Below are 15,491 nucleotides of genomic sequence, written 5' to 3' on the forward strand. Positions count from 1 at the left end.
GCCGGGGGCGGTCACCGGCGGGGCGCTCCCGGCGCGGGGGCTCGCGCCGGGCGGGGCCCGCCGGGCGCGGGACGCGGCGGCGGCCGGGGCCGCCCGGCTGGTCGCCTCCCGGTTCCCTGGGGCTCACCGCGCCCCCACCACGGAACGCAGGTCGTGTACGTCGCGGACGCCACGCACTCCGGTCACCTCCCGGGTTCGTCGGGCGCGGGTGAGGGTTCGCCCCGCACGGTCCCGTCCGGTTCGAGGAACGCCGGGGCCCCGCCGGGCACCAGGCCGAGTTCACGCGCCCGGCGGTCCAGCGCGCCGGGGCCGGAGTAGGCGTCCACGTCCTGCTGGAGCGCCTGTTCCTCGTCCCGCAGTTCCTTGGTCTCCTGCCCCAGCCTGCTCAGCTCGAAGGACCCCTGGTTGACGGCGGCGTTGAGCAGCAGCAGAGCCAGCAGCCCCGAGCCCAGCAGGACGACGACGAGCAGCACGAACGGGGTGCGGGCGGCGGTAGAGCCGCCGGAGGGCAGCAGGCGGCCGAAGGCTGGCCACCGGCGCCCCGGGGTACGCGGGGTCATGCCCGCACCACCTCCCGGACGCGGCGGGCGCCGCGCAGCCGGGCCGGGGCGGCGCGGCGGTTGCGGGCGACCTCTTCCTCGGTGGGCAGTTCGGCGCCCCGGGTGAGCAGTTCCAGCCGGGGCTGGTAGCGCTCGGGGACGACGGGCAGACCGGGCGGTGCCGTGCTGGCGGCCCCCGCGGCGAACACCTGCTTGACCAGCCGGTCCTCCAGCGAGTGGTAGGACAGTACGGCGATGCGGCCGTCCACGGCGAGCGCGTCCACGGCCGCGGGCACCGCGCGCTCCAGCACCGACAGTTCGCTGTTGACCTCGATGCGCAGCGCCTGGAAGGTGCGCTTGGCCGGGTTGCCGCCGGTGCGCTTGGCGGCCTGCGGCAGTGCCTCGCGGATCAGTTCGACCAGGCGGGCGCTGGTGCGCAGCGGGGTGTGCGCCCGTTCCCGGACGACGGCTTCGACGATGCGCCGGGCCTGCTTCTCCTCGCCGTACGTCCGCAGGATGCGCACCAGTTCGCCCGGCGGGTAGGTGTTGAGCACGTCGGCCGCGGAGCTGCCACGGGTCTGGTCCATGCGCATGTCCAGCGGCGCGTCCTGGGCGTAGGCGAAGCCGCGCTCGGCCTCGTCCAGCTGCATGGAGGACACGCCAAGGTCGAACAGGACGCCCTGGACGCGGGGGATGTCCAGCTCGCGCAGGACGTCGGGCAGTTCGTCGTAGACGGCGTGCACGAGCGTGGCCCGCTCACCGAACCGGGCCAGCCGCTCCCCCGCCAGCTTCAGCGCGGCCGGGTCGCGGTCCAGGGCGATGAGGCGGGCCTCGGGAAAGGCTTCCAGCAGGGCTTCGCTGTGGCCGCCGAGGCCGGCGGTGCAGTCAACGACGACGGCGCCGGGGCTCTCCAGGGCGGGGCGCAGCAGTTCCAGGCAGCGCTGGAGCATGACGGGAACGTGCCGGTCCTCGCTGCTGTGTGTCATGCGCCCTCTCACAGATCCGGCTCGGTTCGCCCCGCGTGTCCGGCCGGGGCCGCAGGGCCGCCGCGCGGCGCCCGCCCTGCGGGACGGCGGACGGTGTGCGGGGAGTGCGGGCTGGAACGGTTGTGCCGGGTGGTGTTCGCGGTGGCTCCCGTGCGCGTCACTCTAGTCCAGAGGTCCGCTCGGTCAATCAACCCCTGGGGCGCGTCCTGACCGGCGTCGGTGGTGCGTCCTGACCACCGTCGCCGCCGGGGCGCGCGGACCGCGCGGGGGTGCGCGGATGACGCGGGCGGGGAACCCGGCGTCCCGGCACCGCACCCGGCCGGGCACGCCTGTGCGTTACCTCACACGAACGGGTTGCCTCACCCGTTTCCTGCCCCGATGCCCGACCTCACAACGCTCCGAGGAGCCGAGTCCCGGCTACCGTCACCTCCATGCCGACGTCTCCTGACTCCCGCACGGTCACCGATCAGCTCGTCGCCGCCAACGCCGAGTACGCCGCCCGCTTCACCGACCCGGGGCTCGCCGCCGCACCGGCCCGGAAGGTCACCGTGGTGACGTGCATGGACGCGCGTTTGGACCTGCCCGCCGCGCTCGGCCTGAACCTGGGCGACTGCCACACCCTGCGCAACGCGGGCGGCGTCGTCACCGAGGACACCATCCGCTCGCTGACGATCAGTCAGCGCAAGCTGGGCACCACGTCAGTGGTCCTCATCCACCACACCGGCTGTGGCCTGCTCACGCTCACCGAGGACTTCCGGCACGAGCTGGAGCTGGAGGTCGGGCAGCGTCCGGCGTGGGCGGTGGAGTCGTTCCAGGATCTCGACCAGAACGTGCGGCAGTCCATCGAGCGGGTCCGCACCTCGCCATTCCTGCCGCACACTGATGACGTACGCGGCTTCGTCTTCGACGTGGCGACCGGCCTGCTGCGCGAGATCGACGCCGGGACTCACCCGGGCGGGTGACGCGGGCCCCGGTGTCCGTGAAGAATGAGCCGCGCACGGCTTTCCGCCGCCGCGCCGACCAGGTACGGGCAGGCGGGTGAGCCGCGGTAGTTCTTCGGTGGGCCGGCCTTGTGACCCGTGAGGCCCGGCCGTGGGAACGGGCCTAGGAGGGCCGGGTGACGACCTATGACGCACGAGCGAACCTCAGTGATCTGACCACCACAGCGGACCAGGTACGCCGCTCGGTGGAGAGCGTGATCGAGGGGAAGCCCGACGTCGTACGGCTGTCGCTGACCGTGCTGCTGGCCGAGGGGCACCTGCTGATCGAGGACGTGCCCGGCGTCGGCAAGACGATGCTGGCCAAGGCGCTGGCCCGGTCCGTGGACTGCTCGGTGCGCCGCATCCAGTTCACCCCCGACCTGCTGCCCTCCGACATCACCGGCGTCAGCGTCTACGACCAGGAGCGGCGCGAGTTCGAGTTCAAGCCGGGTGCGATCTTCGCGCAGATCGTCATCGGCGACGAGATCAACCGGGCCTCGCCCAAGACGCAGTCCGCGCTGCTGGAGTCCATGGAGGAGCGGCAGGTCACCATCGACGGGACGACCTATCCGCTGCCCGACCCGTTCATGGTCGTCGCCACCCAGAACCCGGTGGAGATGGAGGGCACCTACCCGCTGCCCGAGGCACAGCGGGACCGCTTCATGGCCCGGGTCTCCATCGGCTACCCCGGCACCGAGGCCGAGCTGCGGATGCTGGACGTGCACGGCGGCGTCTCCCCGCTGGAGGACCTGCAGCCCGTCGCGCACGCCCACGACGTCGCCAAGCTGATCGAGGCGGTGCGCGAGGTGCACGTCTCGGCGGCGGTGCGCCGCTACGCCGTCGAACTGGTCGCGGCCACCCGCGTCCATCCCGACCTGCGGCTGGGTGCCTCCCCGCGCGCCACGCTGCAACTGCTGCGCGCCGCCCGGGCCGCCTCGGCGCTGGCCGGACGGGAGTTCGTACTGCCCGACGACGTCCAGCAGCTCGCCGTACCCGTACTCGCCCACCGCCTGCTGCCGACCGCACAGGCCCAGCTCGCGCGCCGCACCGCCGAGCAGGTGGTGGTGGAGATCGTGCGGCGGACACCGGTGCCGGACGCGTCCGCCGCCTTCAGCGGCGCCCCGGGCAGCCCCGGGCACCGGGGGTTGTGATGTCCGGCGCCCGCGAGGACGGCGAGGCACGCGGGTCGCTGCGGGCCTCCTTCGGCGGGCTCACCACCCGGGGGCGCTCCTTCCTGGCCGCCGGTATCGCCGCAGCGGTGTGCGCGTACCTGCTCGGCCAGCACGACCTGCTGCGCGTCGGGGCGCTGCTCGCGGTACTGCCCCTGGTGTGCGTGCTGGTGCTGCACCGCACCCGGCACCGCGTCACCGGCGCGCGGCGGCTGGCGCCCGCGCGCGTCCCGGTGCGGGCCGAGGCCCGGGTGCAGCTGCGCATCGACAACGTCTCCCGGCTGCCCACCGGGCTGCTGATGCTCCAGGACCGGGTGCCCTATGTGCTCGGGCCGCGCCCGCGCTTCGTGCTGGACCGGGTGGAGCCGGGCGGGCGGCGCGAGGTCTCCTACCGGGTGCGCTCGGACCTGCGCGGACGCTACCCGCTGGGCCCGCTGCAACTGCGGGTCACCGACCCGTTCGGCATGGTGGAGCTGAACCGCTCCTTCAGCGCCCAGGACGTGCTGACCGTCATCCCGGCCGTGCAGCCGCTGCCACCGGTACGGCTGGCCGGTGAGGCGGCCGGCTATGGCGACGGGCGGGTGCGGGCGCTGGCGGTCACCGGGGACGACGACGTCATCCCGCGCGCCTACCGGCACGGTGACGACGTGCGCCGGGTGCACTGGCGCTCCACCGCGCGGCGCGGGGAGCTGATGGTGCGCCGCGAGGAGCAGCCCCAGCAGGCGCGCTGCACCGTGCTGCTGGACACCCGGCGCACCGCCTGGTCCGGGTCGGGGCCCGACGCGCCGTTCGAGTGGGCGGTCACCGGTGCCGCCTCCGTCGCCGTGCACCTGCTGGCGCGCGGCTACCAGGTGCGGCTGCTGACCGATACCGGGGCGCTCGTCCCCGGTCTGGACGGCGGCTCGCTGGACGGTGACCCCTCCGACACCGCAGGTCTGCTGCTGGACACCCTGGCCGTGGTGGAGCACTCCGATGAGCCGGGGCTCGACCGCGCCCACGACGTGCTGCGCGACGGGCGCGAGGGACTGGTCGTCGCCTTCTTCGGCGCCCTGGACGCGGCCGGATGCGCGCTCGCCGCCCGCATCCGGCAGCGCACCGGAGCCGCGGTGGCGCTGGCGGGCCGGGGCCTGCAGCCGCCGCAGACCGAGGAGGAACGCATGCGCGCGCTGCGCGAGGCGGGATGGACGGTGGTGCCGTGCGCACCCGGTGACGCGCTGCCCGAGCTGTGGCAGCTGGCGGACCGCGCGAACGCGACGGGCCCGGGCGACCCCGGGTCAGGCGGTGCCGGGTCGGGCGGTGCCGCCCGGCGTGCCGGGGGTTCGCCGACGGCCTTCACCGTGGGAGGTGAGTGGTGAGCGGACAGACCCGGCTCACGGTGTGCGCCTGGCTGGCCACCCTCGCGGCGGCCACCGCGCTGCTCCCGCTGGTCCAGGGCGCCGGCTGGCTGGTGCAGGCGGCCGCGCTGCTGGCCCTGCAGGGTGCGGCCGGGGCCGCGGCCCGGCGCGTCCCGCTGCCACGGCTGCTGACCATCGGCGTGCAGGCGCTGGTGTCGCTGCTGCTGCTCACCTTCGTCTTCGCCCGGGGCGCGGCGCTCGGCGGGGTGCTGCCCGGGCCGCAGACCTTCGAGCACCTCAGCGCGCTGCTGGTACAGGGCGGCGACGACGTGGGACGCTTCGCGGCCCCCGCCCCGGTCACCGAGGGGATACGGCTGTTCCTGGTCGGCGGGGTGCTGGTCATCGGGCTCATGGTGGACCTGCTGGCGGTGACCTACCGCAGTGCCGCCCCGGCCGGGCTGCCGCTCCTCGCGCTGTACTCGGTGGCGGCCGGACTCAGCGGGCAGGGCAGCGGCCACTGGCTGTGGTTCCTGTGCGCGGCGGCGGGCTACCTGCTGCTGCTCCTGGCCGAAAGCCGGGACCGGCTCGCCCGGTGGGGCCAGGTGTTCACCGGGCTCAGCGCGGGCGGCTCCGGGCCGGGCGGCCCGGCTGACGCGCGGCCCGGTGGCCGGACCGCGTCCCCGGTGCGCACCGGACGCCGGATCGGCGCCACGGCCCTGGGTCTGGCCCTGCTGGTCCCGGCGGCGCTGCCCGCGCTGGGCACCGGCCTGCTGGGACCGACAGGTCCAGACGGCGGCGGGCGGGGTCCCGGCGGCGGCACGGTCTCGGCCGTCAACCCGCTGGTGGCGCTGCAGGACAGCCTGAACCAGCCGGAGAACCGCACCGTCCTCACCTACGAGACGGACTCCGACAACACCCGCGACCTGTACCTGCGCATCGTCGCGCTGGACGAATTCGACGGCGAGGCATGGACTCCCTCGGAGCGCCGCATCACCGGGGTACCCGATCCGCTGCCCGCACCGCCGGGCCTGGCGCCAGGGGTCGAACGCGAGACCGTCACCACGCGGATCGCCGCCGCCGACTGGTACGAACAGAACTGGCTGCCCATGCCCTACCCGGCACAGCGGGTGGACATCGACGGGCGGTGGCGCTTCGAACCCGAGGGCCGCACCCTCGTCGGCGACAACGGCCAGACGACCGGCGGCGCCCAGTACGAGGTGCGCAGCCTGCGGCTGGAGCCGACCGCCGCACAACTCGCCGCCGCCCCACCCCCACCGGATGACCTGGTGCGCGAGTACACCGAGGTGCCCGGTTCGCTGCCCGGCGTCGTCCGCGAGACGGCGCTGTCGGTGACCGGCGGGGCGGGCGACAACTACGAGCGGGCCCTCGCCTTGCAAGAGTGGTTCACCTCCGAGGGCAACTTCACCTACGACACGCAGGTGGAGGCGGGCAGCGGCAGCGAGGCCATCGCCCGGTTCCTGGAGCAGCGGGAGGGCTTCTGCGTCCACTTCGCGTTCTCCATGGCGGCCATGTCCCGCACGCTGGGCATTCCGGCCCGGGTCGCGGTGGGCTTCACCCCGGGCATGGCCGCGCCCGGCGACACCCGCGAGGTGGGCCTGCGGGACGCGCACGCCTGGCCGGAGCTGTACTTCGAGGGCGTCGGCTGGACCCGGTTCGAGCCCACGCCCTCGCGCGGCAGCACCCCGCAGTACACCCAGCCCGACCTGCCCGCCCCGGACGCGAGCGAGGAGCCCGAACTGCCGCAGCCGCAGGAGAGCGCCGAGCCGGTGACCCCGGGCGAGGCGGAGCGGGAGTGCCCCCGGGAGCTGGCGTGGCGCGGCGAGTGCGACCGGATGGACGACCTGGGCGCGGCCGGTGCGGGCAGCGGCCCGTGGCGCGCGCTCGCCCTCGGCACCGGCATCGCGTTCGCGGTGCTGACGCTGCTGCTGGCGCCGCTGCTGTGGCGGCTGTCGGTACGCCGCCGCCGTATCGGCGCCGGGGCCGCCGCGCTGGACCGGGGAGCGCGGACCCTGGCCGCCTGGCGCGAACTGCGGGACACCGCCTGGGACTACGGCGTGCCGCCCGAGGAGTCGGCCACCCCGCGCCAGGCCGCCGCGGCCATCGTGGACGGCGGACGGCTGGAAGGGGAGCAGGCCGCGGCGGTGCACCGGGTGACCGGGGCCGTCGAGCGGGCGCTGTACGCGCCGGAGCCGGAACCCGCCGGGGGGCTGGCCGAAGACGTACGCCGGGTACGGGCCGGGCTGCACGCGGCGGCCGGACGCGGAACGCGGCTGCGTGCCCTGCTGCTGCCACGTTCGGCCATGCGGGTGCTGTGGGCGGCCACGGAGAGGTGGACGGCGTTCCTCGACTGGCAGCGCGGTCTCCTCGGCCGGGCGTCGGCCGCCGCCGCACGGGTGTCCTCCCGGCGCGGGTGAGGGGGCGCCCCGGCACCGGGCAGCACGCATGGGTGAACACGGGTGAAGGGGCCGCCCCGAGCCGGGGCGGCCCCTTCACCCGTGCTGACGGTGGAGGACCGTACTGCTTGTGCTGGGTCGCTGGGAGCGTGTGCTGAGGCGCTGTGCTCGTGCGGCGCACGCGGGGCGGGCCTTGGGCGGACTCCAGCCGGTATCCCGTCCCGTCGCCGTGGGCGCCGGGTCTACTGCTGTTCGTCGCGGCGGCGCTGCCAGCGGTCCTCGATACGGTTCATCATCGAGCGCCGTGGCTGCCGACCCCCGGAATGACTGCCCCGGCGGCGGCCGGAATGGCGGCGGCCGTGCCCAGGTTCCTCGCCCTCGGAACCGTTCTGGGGCCCCTTGCGCCAGCCGGTGACGGCCAGGACGGCGCAGCCGAGCATCACCAGGAAGCCGACGACACTGACCCAGATGGTCTGCGTGACCATGCCTCCCATGAGGAGGGCGATACCCACCAGAAAGCCCGCGACCGCCTGATAGACCCTCCGGCGGGTCGGCGCGCGGCCACTACCCTCGAGCGCTGTCGCGAACTTGGGATCTTCGGCGTACAGCGCTCGCTCCATCTGCTCGAGCATGCGCTGCTCGTGCTCAGAGAGCGGCACGGGAGTCCTCCTACTCGTCGGTCGCGGGGGCGACCGGGTGCGACCCTTCAAGGATAGGCAGGGAATCGCCCCCGTGAAACCCGCCCCTCAGCGCCTTTTCCTCCCATCAGGCCCGGTATGGCGGTGCGTCGCAGTGGCGTGTTCATTCCCCTGCTTCCGTTCCACCATGCCCGGATGGTGTCCTCCGATCATACGGCGACGTTGCGCTGTTCGGGCGGCGACGGCGAGGGTGTGGGCGACGGCACCACCCTGATCATGGCGTTTCGGCTGCCATGGATGCGCGTACCCCCGTGGCGCTGGGTGATACACGCCTCAGGAAACGGAACGACGCACCCCGCGCCGGCGTCACGGGCGCGCCCGCGCAGGGGCTCCGGTGGCGGCTCAGGCGTCCCACGGATGGGGGGCGGGCATCGTGGGCGCGGGCGCGGCCCCGGCGGCACGGGCGCGGCCCCGGCGTCCCGGGGGAACACGGCACCGGCAACGCGGCGGCAGGCGGCAGCTCGGCGGGGTCAGCGGACTTCGGCGAGCACGTGCAGCTGCGTGGCCACGGCGTGGAAGGCGGGCAGCTCGGCGGCGGCGGCCTCCAGCTGGGCCAGCGCCTCCAGAGCGCCCGGCTCGGCATCGACCAGGGCGCCGGGCACCAGGTCACTGAAGACGCGCACGCCGTGCACGCCGCGCACCCGCAGACCCGTCTCCTCCACCAGTGCGGAAAGCTGCTCCGCGGTGAAGCGGCGCGGCACCGGATCGGAGTCGCCGTAGCGGCCCTGCGGGTCGGTGAGGGCGTGGCGGGCGTCGGTGAAGTGCCCGGCCAGCGCACGGGCCAGCACCGCGCCACCGAGCCCGGCCGCCAGGACGCTCAGCACACCGCCCTCGGCACGCAGCGCGGCCACCGCGTTGCGCAGGCCCTCGGCCGCGTCGTCCACGTACTCCAGCACGCCGTGGCAGAGCACCGCGTCGTACTGGGCGGGCTCCACCACGTCGAACAGGCCGTGCGCGTCACCCTGTACGCCGCGCACCAGGTCGGCCACGTCCTCCTCGGCGGCGCGGCGCTCCAGGGCGAACAACGCGTTCGGGCTCGGGTCCACCACGGTGACGCGGTGGCCCAGCCGCGCGAGGGGCACCGCGAAGTGGCCGGAGCCGCCGCCGGTGTCCAGGACGTCCAGCACGGGGCGGCCCACGGCCTCGGAGCGGCGGTCAAGCGCGTCGCGCAGCACCTCCCAGACCACGGCGGTACGGAGAGCTGCGCGGGGGCGGGACATGTCGGCTCCTCGGCGGCGAACGTGCTGACCTGGCAGCCCCCACCCTATGACCTGGGGGCTGCTGATGGTTCCGCGTCCACCCGGGCGCGCGGGAAGGCGGGTTGGGTGCGGAGCAGCCGTTCCACCAGGCGCAGGAACATCCCGGCGGCGCGCAGCAGGTCGTCGGCCTCCCGGGGGGTGACCGCGCCGCGTATGCCCGCTTCGGCGCGCGCCCGCCGCTGGGCACCGGAGGCGAACAGCGCGCACCACTCGCTCAGCTCGGGGGCCACCTCCGGCAGCACGTCCCACGCGCTGCGGATGCGCCGCCGGGCGCGCTCCGTGCTCTCCGGCCGCCCGCGCACGGCGAGCACCGCTGCGGCGGTCCGCAGGGCGGCCAAATGCGCGGTAGCGTACCGGTCTCCCGGCAGCTCGTGGGCGGCGGCCTCGTCCAGGCCGTGCTGGGCCTGGGACAGCAGGTCGAGTGCGGCGGGCGGCGCGGCCGCGCGGCGCAGCACGGGGTGGATGTCGCTCGGGGGCCCGCTCAGTTTCATCACTGGTGCCTCCTTCGCTTCCTGGCCCTGATGGGCACTCATCGGTCGTACCGCACATCGTGGACTGCCCCACTGACAATCGCCGTTGAACTGCTGCTACGCTTTTGCACTGACCGGTCAGTTCAAAAGGAGGGGACGGCATGGACGGCGCGGCGATCACCGCCGACGACCTGGGGCTACGCGGCCCGAAGGGCACCGTGTTCGAGGGGGTGAACGTGTCGGCGGAGCCGGGATCGCTCGTCGCCATCACCGGGCCCTCCGGCACCGGGCGGACGTGCCTGCTGCTGACTCTCACCGGTCGCATGCGACCCACCTCCGGTTCCGCCGAGGTGGGCGGTCACCGGCTGCCACGGCACATGGCCGCCGTCCGGCGCATCGCGTCCCTGGGGCCGGTCACCGGCGTCACGGACCTGGAGGCCGCGTGGACGGTGCGCGAACAGCTGCGGGAGCGCGCCCTGCTGCGCCGCTACCGGCAGGGCTGGCGGCCGGAGGGGGCCACGCGGCGCCGGGCCCGGGTGGCGGAGGCGCTGGAGCGGGCCGGTCTTGAGCTGGACGCCCTGCCCCACGGCCCGGCCACGCCCGTCCGGGAGCTCGAACGGATGGAAGCGGTGCGCCTGGGCATCGCCCTCGCCCTGCTGGACCGGCCACGGCTGCTGGCCGTGGACGACGTCGGGCTGAAGCTCTCCGACACCGAACGGGCGCAGGTGTGGGCGCTGCTGCGCTCCCTCACCGAGGAGGGCACGACCGTGCTCGCGGTGAGCACCGAACCGCCGGAGGACGCCGTAGTGATCAACCCCGCCGGGGCGACGGCCCGGGCCGGGGCCGGAGCCGGAGCCGAGGAGGAAGCCGGTACCGGGGCCGGGGCCGCACCCGGAGCCGAATCCGGGGGCGCGGACACCGCCGGGAGCGAGCCCGTGAGCGCGGGCAGGCCCGGGCCTGGGAACCCACCCGAAGCAGACAGCGAAGGTGAGTCCACCACCGCTGTCGCGGCGGAAGCCGGGGCCGGGCCGGACACCGCTCCCGGGGCCGAAGCAGAGGCCGGACCCGAAGCCAAGACAGCGCCCAGCCCGGAGCCCCAGGCCGACACCGACACCGACCCCGCCGCCGGCACCGGCACCGACCCCAACACCGAAGCAGACACCCACACCGACCGTGCCACCGTGGAAGGAGGCTCCGAGGATGCGTTCCCCGCGACTGGCCGCCCTTGAGCTGCGCCGCTTCACCCGGGGCCGGCTCCCCCGGGCCGCGCTCGTCACCATCGTCCTGCTGCCCCTGCTCTACGGGGCGCTGTACCTGTGGTCCTTCTGGGACCCCTACTCCCGCCTGGACCGCATACCCGTGGCGCTGGTCAACGAGGACACCGGCGCCAGCGTCACCCCGTCTGAGGGCGGCGAGTCGCGCCGGGTCACCGCGGGTGACGACCTCACCGAGGCGCTGCTCGACAACGGCACCTTCGCCTGGCACCAGACCAGCGCGCGGGACGCCGAGGCGGGCGTCGAGAGCGGCCGGTACTACCTGTCGCTGACGATCCCGGAGAATTTCAGCACCCAGGTCACCTCCAGCTCGGGTGACCACCCGCAGACCGGCGCGCTGCGGGTGCGCACCAACGACGCCAACAACTACATCGTCGGGCAGATCGCCCGCACGGTGTTCACCGAGGTGCGTGCGACGGCGTCCAGCAAGACCGCGCGCGGCTACTTCGACAACATCTTCGTCGCGTTCTCCTCCATCCACGGCTCCACCGAAGAGGCCGCCGAGGGTGCTTCCGAGCTGCACGACGGCATCGGCGACGCGAAGGACGGCGCGGGCGAGCTGGCCGACGGGGCCCATCGCGCGAAGGACGGCAGCGCCGACCTGCTGGACGGCGTGGACCGGCTGGACGAGGCCGCGGGCAAGCTGGAGGACGGCGCCGGAAAGGTCGCGGACGGCACCCAGAAGCTCGCCGACAAGGTGACCTCCATCGCCGACGCCGTAGGCCCGATCACCCAGCAGGACGGCGAGGACATCGCCACCATCGCCGGGCAGGTCGCGGACGGCGCGGCGGACGCGCAGAAGCACATCGAGGCGCTCCCGGAGGATGCCGCCAACGCCGAGAAGCTGGCCGGGCTGGCCGCCGACGGCAACGAGAAGCTGTACGCCGACCTGTGCCAGGCGGACGGCCCCAAGCTCCCCACGCCGCCCCAGGCACCGGACGGGGAGACCGAGCCGGGCACGCCCGGCACCCCGGACGCCGACGGCACGGAAGCCGCCCCGGCGCCGTCCGGCCTCGCGGTGTCCCCCGAGCAGCTGTGCACGGACCTGGAGCGGTACTCGGGGTACAGCCGCCGCGCCGCCGACCTCACCACCGGCGTCAAGGAGCACATCGACTCCTACGACAACCTCGATGACCTCTCGCAGGACCTCGCCATGCTGGAGAAGAAGGCCCGCGCGGTGCAGGAGAAGGCCCCCGGCCTCGGCGACGACATCGACACCGCCGTCAAGGACATCGGCCGCCTCAACGACGGTGCCCAGCAGGTGCACGAGGGCCTGCGGAAGCTGCACCACGGAATCGGCTCGGCCGCCAAGGGCGCGAGCAGCCTCAACGGCGGCCTCGCCGACCTCTCTTCGGGCGCCGACCTGCTCGACGGTGGCATGGTCCGGCTCAGCGACGGCTCCGGAGAGCTGGCCGACGGACTGCACGACGGCGCCGAGAAGATCCCCGACTACTCCGACGAGGAACGCGCGAACCGCAGCGACGTGATGTCCGACCCGGTGGAGCTCGCCTCGGGCAACGCGCACGCCGCGCCCAACTACGGCACCGGGTTCGCGCCCTACTTCATTCCGCTCGCGCTGTGGGTGGGCGCCATGGTCGCCTACATGCTGCTGCCCGCGCTGAACCGGCGCGCGCTGGCGGCGGGCGCACCGGGGTGGCGGGTCGCGCTGGCGGGCTGGCTGCCGGTCGCCGGGCTCGGTGCCCTGCAGACGGCCGCCCTGCTGGCCGTCCTGCACTGGGCGCCGGGGCTGGGCCTGATCATGCTCCGGCCGCTGGGCACGGTGGGCTTCCTGCTGCTGGCCTCCGCCTGCTTCGTGGCGATCGTCCAGTGGCTCAACGCCCAGTTCGGCCCGTCCGGGCGCATCCTGGTGCTCTGCCTGCTGATGCTCCAGCTCACCTCGGCGGGCGGCACCTACCCGGTGCAGACCAGCCCCGGGTTCTTCAACGCCATCCACCCGTTCCTGCCGATGACGTACATCGTGGAAGGGCTGCGCCGCCTGATCACCGGCGGTGACCTCGGCCCGGTGTGGCACGGCTGCGCCGTGCTGCTGGCCTACACCGTCGCCGCGCTCGCCCTGACGGCGTGGACCGCGCGCCGGGACTCGGTGTGGTCGCTCAAGCGCCTGCACCCGGAGCTGACGCTGTGAGACGGCGTCGGGAGGGATCATCGTGGCTATGAACAGCACGACCCACAAGGGGAACGGCCCGGACGGCCCCCGTCCGGACGGCCCCCGCGCGGACAGCGGGCGGACGCGGCGGAGCGCGACGCGGCAGAAGCTGTACGAGGCGGCGGTCACGCTCATCGCCGAACAGGGCTTCTCGGCCACCTCGGTCGAGGAGATCGCCGAGGCGGCGGGCGTGGCCAAGGGCACCGTCTACTACAACTTCGCCAGCAAGACGGAGCTGTTCGAGGAGCTGCTGCGGCACGGCGTGGAGCTGCTCACCGGTTCCCTGTCCGAGGCGGCGTCGCACACGCGGGAGGCGGGCGGCAGCCGGGTGGACGCGCTGGACGCGATGGTCCGCGCCGGGCTCGTCTTCATCGACCGCTACCCGGCGTTCAGTCAGCTGTACGTCGCCGAGCTGTGGCGCCGGAACCGGGCGTGGCAGGCCACGCTGCTGGTGGTGCGGCAGCAGGCCGTCACCGTCGTGGAGGAGCAGCTGCGGCGCGGTGTCGAGGAGGGCGAGCTGAGCCCCGAGATCGACGTGCGGCTCACGGCGGCGGCACTGTTCGGCATGGTCCTGGTCGCGGCGCTGGACTGGCAGGCGTTCCAGCCGGAGCGCTCCCTCGACGAGGTGCACGCCGCGCTGTCGCTGCTGTTGCAGGGCCGGGTGGGCGGGCACGGGCGGCCCCAGTTGCGCGATAAGTAATGACCCGCCTCTCTGATCTGGGGCAGCGCGACAGACGTAGCCCCTGGCCAGGCATGAAGCGGTCATTGTTGGTCGTCGTTGGTTGTCGTCGGCCGCCTCTTGACGGCCCACGGACGGCCCGGCGGGCGCCCGCTGGTGGTGGGGCCGCTAGCAGGTTCACCCGCTAGCGTAGCGGGGGCACTAGCGGGCAGCTTCCGCGTTGACCAGCGTGTTAGCGGCTAGCGGCCCGGGACAGCATAGGGGCCGAACGCGGGAGGGACGCGGCTTTGCCCCGCTCGGCTGGGCCGCTATCGGTGCCGCCGTCCTGGGTCGTCGGCTCGGACGGAGGAACAAGGGGGACCGCCCTTCGGGCGGGCGCCTATCCGTCGCCTTCCCGCCGTCCCGGGGCGTGCCGCACGCGTCTGCGGGTGCGTCCGGCACGCGCGGAAGAGGCCACCGGCCGCGCGGGTGGCCTCTTGCCCGTGCCGGGCCGGTCCTGGCGAACGAGGTGGGAACGGGCAAGGGTACTGACCTGTGTGACGGCCCCCGTCACACCCGGCGTCACACCCTGCTGAGAGTTGCCGGTCGGTGCTGGAAGCCGGGGAGGCTCTTAGCAGGGGGCTTCCGCAGCTGCCGCCCCTCCCCTAAGAGCCGTCCGGGGCCACGACGCTCTTAAGGGGGGCACGCCGCGTCGTCTCTCGCTGTGCTGGAACACGGGGGCGCCCGGGATGTTGCAGCCGTGCGACTCGCCGCGCCCGGGGCAGCGTCACGGAACGTTACTGGCTAGTGGCTAGTGGCTAGTGGCAACCCCCTGCTTAAGAGCCCCCTGTGGCCGTCTGAGGGGCGTTTACTGGCTAGTGGCAAGGTAGCCAGTAGGCAGTAGCCAGTAGCTCTGTGTCAGGCTCTTGCGACCGCCGCGCTGACGCTCCACCGGCCCGGCGGTCGCGTACGTCACCGGTTCCACGGCGGCGTGTCAGGCGCCCGGGGGGAAGGCCGCCCGCAAGGGCGTCCTTTCAGTTCCTCGCTTCGAGCCGCACCCACCCCACCGGCGCGGCCCCGTGTGGCTCCGCCTCACCGCCCGCGGTTCCCGGCGTGGCCCTCACCGCGAACTCGGCGTGCGGGGCGCGACGGCGGCTCGGCGTCCGCTTCGACTGCTCACGGTTGGTGACCGGGGCGGGGTGGTTAGTGGGTAGTGGTTAGTGGGGTCCCCAGTAGAAAAGGCCCGGTGGAGGCCGTCAGCGGCAGCCTTAGGCCCCTTCTACTGGGTAGTGGGGGGCGCCCCACTACCCAGTAACCAGTAGCTCTGTGTGAGCCGCTAGCGGTGTGGTCGGGGTTCAGGCGGGTGGCGGGTCGTCGTGGTGCGCCTGGTTCGGCAGCCGGATCAAGAGGAGCACCACGGCGCATGGCCCCGGGTGCTCGTCTTGTTCGGCGTCTCCCCCGACCATCCGGGGCTGAGCTGGCGGCGCCGCCCCTGCTAGACCTAGCAGCACGGGATGCTAGGTCTAGCAGGGGTACTAGCGGC

12 protein-coding genes are annotated in these 15,491 nt (G+C 74.1%); 7 read left to right on the forward strand and 5 right to left on the reverse strand.

Annotation, left to right across the window (positions count from 1 at the left end; all coding sequences use genetic code 11):
• Positions 1-182: 182 nt before the first annotated feature.
• Together JJV70_RS21585 and rsmH are read right to left on the reverse strand one after the other, a co-directional pair.
• Complete coding sequence (locus tag JJV70_RS21585; protein WP_219049716.1) at positions 183-560, reverse strand: cell division protein FtsL; 378 nt, start codon at positions 558-560, stop codon at positions 183-185.
• Positions 557-1,525: a 16S rRNA (cytosine(1402)-N(4))-methyltransferase RsmH gene (rsmH, locus tag JJV70_RS21590; RefSeq protein ID WP_219049717.1), complete on the reverse strand. Its 969-nt coding sequence runs from the start codon at positions 1,523-1,525 to the stop codon at positions 557-559. Before rsmH ends, JJV70_RS21585 begins: the two co-directional genes overlap by 4 nt.
• 431 nt (positions 1,526-1,956) lie before the next feature.
• On the opposite strand from rsmH, the gene JJV70_RS21595 reads away from it, so the two are divergent.
• The 4 genes from JJV70_RS21595 to JJV70_RS21610 all read left to right on the forward strand — a co-directional run bounded on the left by JJV70_RS21595 (position 1,957) and on the right by JJV70_RS21610 (position 7,443).
• Positions 1,957-2,487 carry a carbonic anhydrase gene (locus tag JJV70_RS21595; protein WP_219049718.1) on the forward strand — a complete coding sequence of 177 codons (531 nt, stop codon included), beginning with the start codon at positions 1,957-1,959 and terminating at the stop codon, positions 2,485-2,487.
• A gap of 155 nt (positions 2,488-2,642) precedes the next feature.
• The gene (locus tag JJV70_RS21600; protein WP_219049719.1) at positions 2,643-3,656 is read left to right on the forward strand and encodes a MoxR family ATPase; all 1,014 of its coding nucleotides are present in this window, start codon (positions 2,643-2,645) and stop codon (positions 3,654-3,656) included.
• Positions 3,656-5,029 (forward strand): DUF58 domain-containing protein, encoded by a 1,374-nt coding sequence (locus JJV70_RS21605; protein ID WP_219049720.1) that lies wholly within the window; start codon positions 3,656-3,658, stop codon positions 5,027-5,029. The genes JJV70_RS21600 and JJV70_RS21605 overlap by 1 nt, the downstream gene beginning before the upstream one ends.
• The gene (locus JJV70_RS21610; protein WP_219049721.1) at positions 5,026-7,443 is read left to right on the forward strand and encodes a transglutaminaseTgpA domain-containing protein; all 2,418 of its coding nucleotides are present in this window, start codon (positions 5,026-5,028) and stop codon (positions 7,441-7,443) included. Before JJV70_RS21605 ends, JJV70_RS21610 begins: the two co-directional genes overlap by 4 nt.
• Before the next feature lie 221 nt (positions 7,444-7,664).
• Here the strand turns inward: JJV70_RS21610 and JJV70_RS21615 are convergent, their stop codons facing one another.
• From JJV70_RS21615 to JJV70_RS21625, 3 genes are all read right to left on the reverse strand, one after another.
• On the reverse strand, positions 7,665-8,081 hold the full coding sequence (locus JJV70_RS21615; RefSeq protein ID WP_219049722.1) for a DUF3040 domain-containing protein: 417 nt from the start codon (positions 8,079-8,081) through the stop codon (positions 7,665-7,667).
• A gap of 509 nt (positions 8,082-8,590) precedes the next feature.
• On the reverse strand, positions 8,591-9,340 hold the full coding sequence (locus tag JJV70_RS21620) for a methyltransferase (RefSeq protein WP_219049723.1): 750 nt from the start codon (positions 9,338-9,340) through the stop codon (positions 8,591-8,593).
• Between the two features lie 44 nt (positions 9,341-9,384).
• Positions 9,385-9,870: an SAV_6107 family HEPN domain-containing protein gene (locus tag JJV70_RS21625; protein ID WP_306823510.1), complete on the reverse strand. Its 486-nt coding sequence runs from the start codon at positions 9,868-9,870 to the stop codon at positions 9,385-9,387.
• A 140-nt stretch (positions 9,871-10,010) separates the two neighbouring features.
• On the opposite strand from JJV70_RS21625, the gene JJV70_RS21630 reads away from it, so the two are divergent.
• The 3 genes from JJV70_RS21630 to JJV70_RS21640 are packed head-to-tail and all read left to right on the forward strand — an operon-like array spanning position 10,011 to position 13,990.
• A complete protein-coding gene (locus tag JJV70_RS21630) occupies positions 10,011-11,078 on the forward strand; it encodes an ATP-binding cassette domain-containing protein (RefSeq protein WP_219049725.1) in 1,068 nt (355 codons plus the stop codon).
• Positions 11,050-13,269, forward strand: coding sequence for a YhgE/Pip domain-containing protein (locus tag JJV70_RS21635; protein ID WP_219049726.1), 2,220 nt, complete (start codon positions 11,050-11,052; stop codon positions 13,267-13,269). The genes JJV70_RS21630 and JJV70_RS21635 overlap by 29 nt, the downstream gene beginning before the upstream one ends.
• 28 nt (positions 13,270-13,297) lie before the next feature.
• On the forward strand, positions 13,298-13,990 hold the full coding sequence (locus JJV70_RS21640; protein ID WP_219049727.1) for a TetR/AcrR family transcriptional regulator: 693 nt from the start codon (positions 13,298-13,300) through the stop codon (positions 13,988-13,990).
• Positions 13,991-15,491: the final 1,501 nt, after the last annotated feature.

This window comes from Streptomyces sp. JJ66, from assembly GCF_019303495.1.
GTDB lineage: Bacteria > Actinomycetota > Actinomycetes > Streptomycetales > Streptomycetaceae > Streptomyces.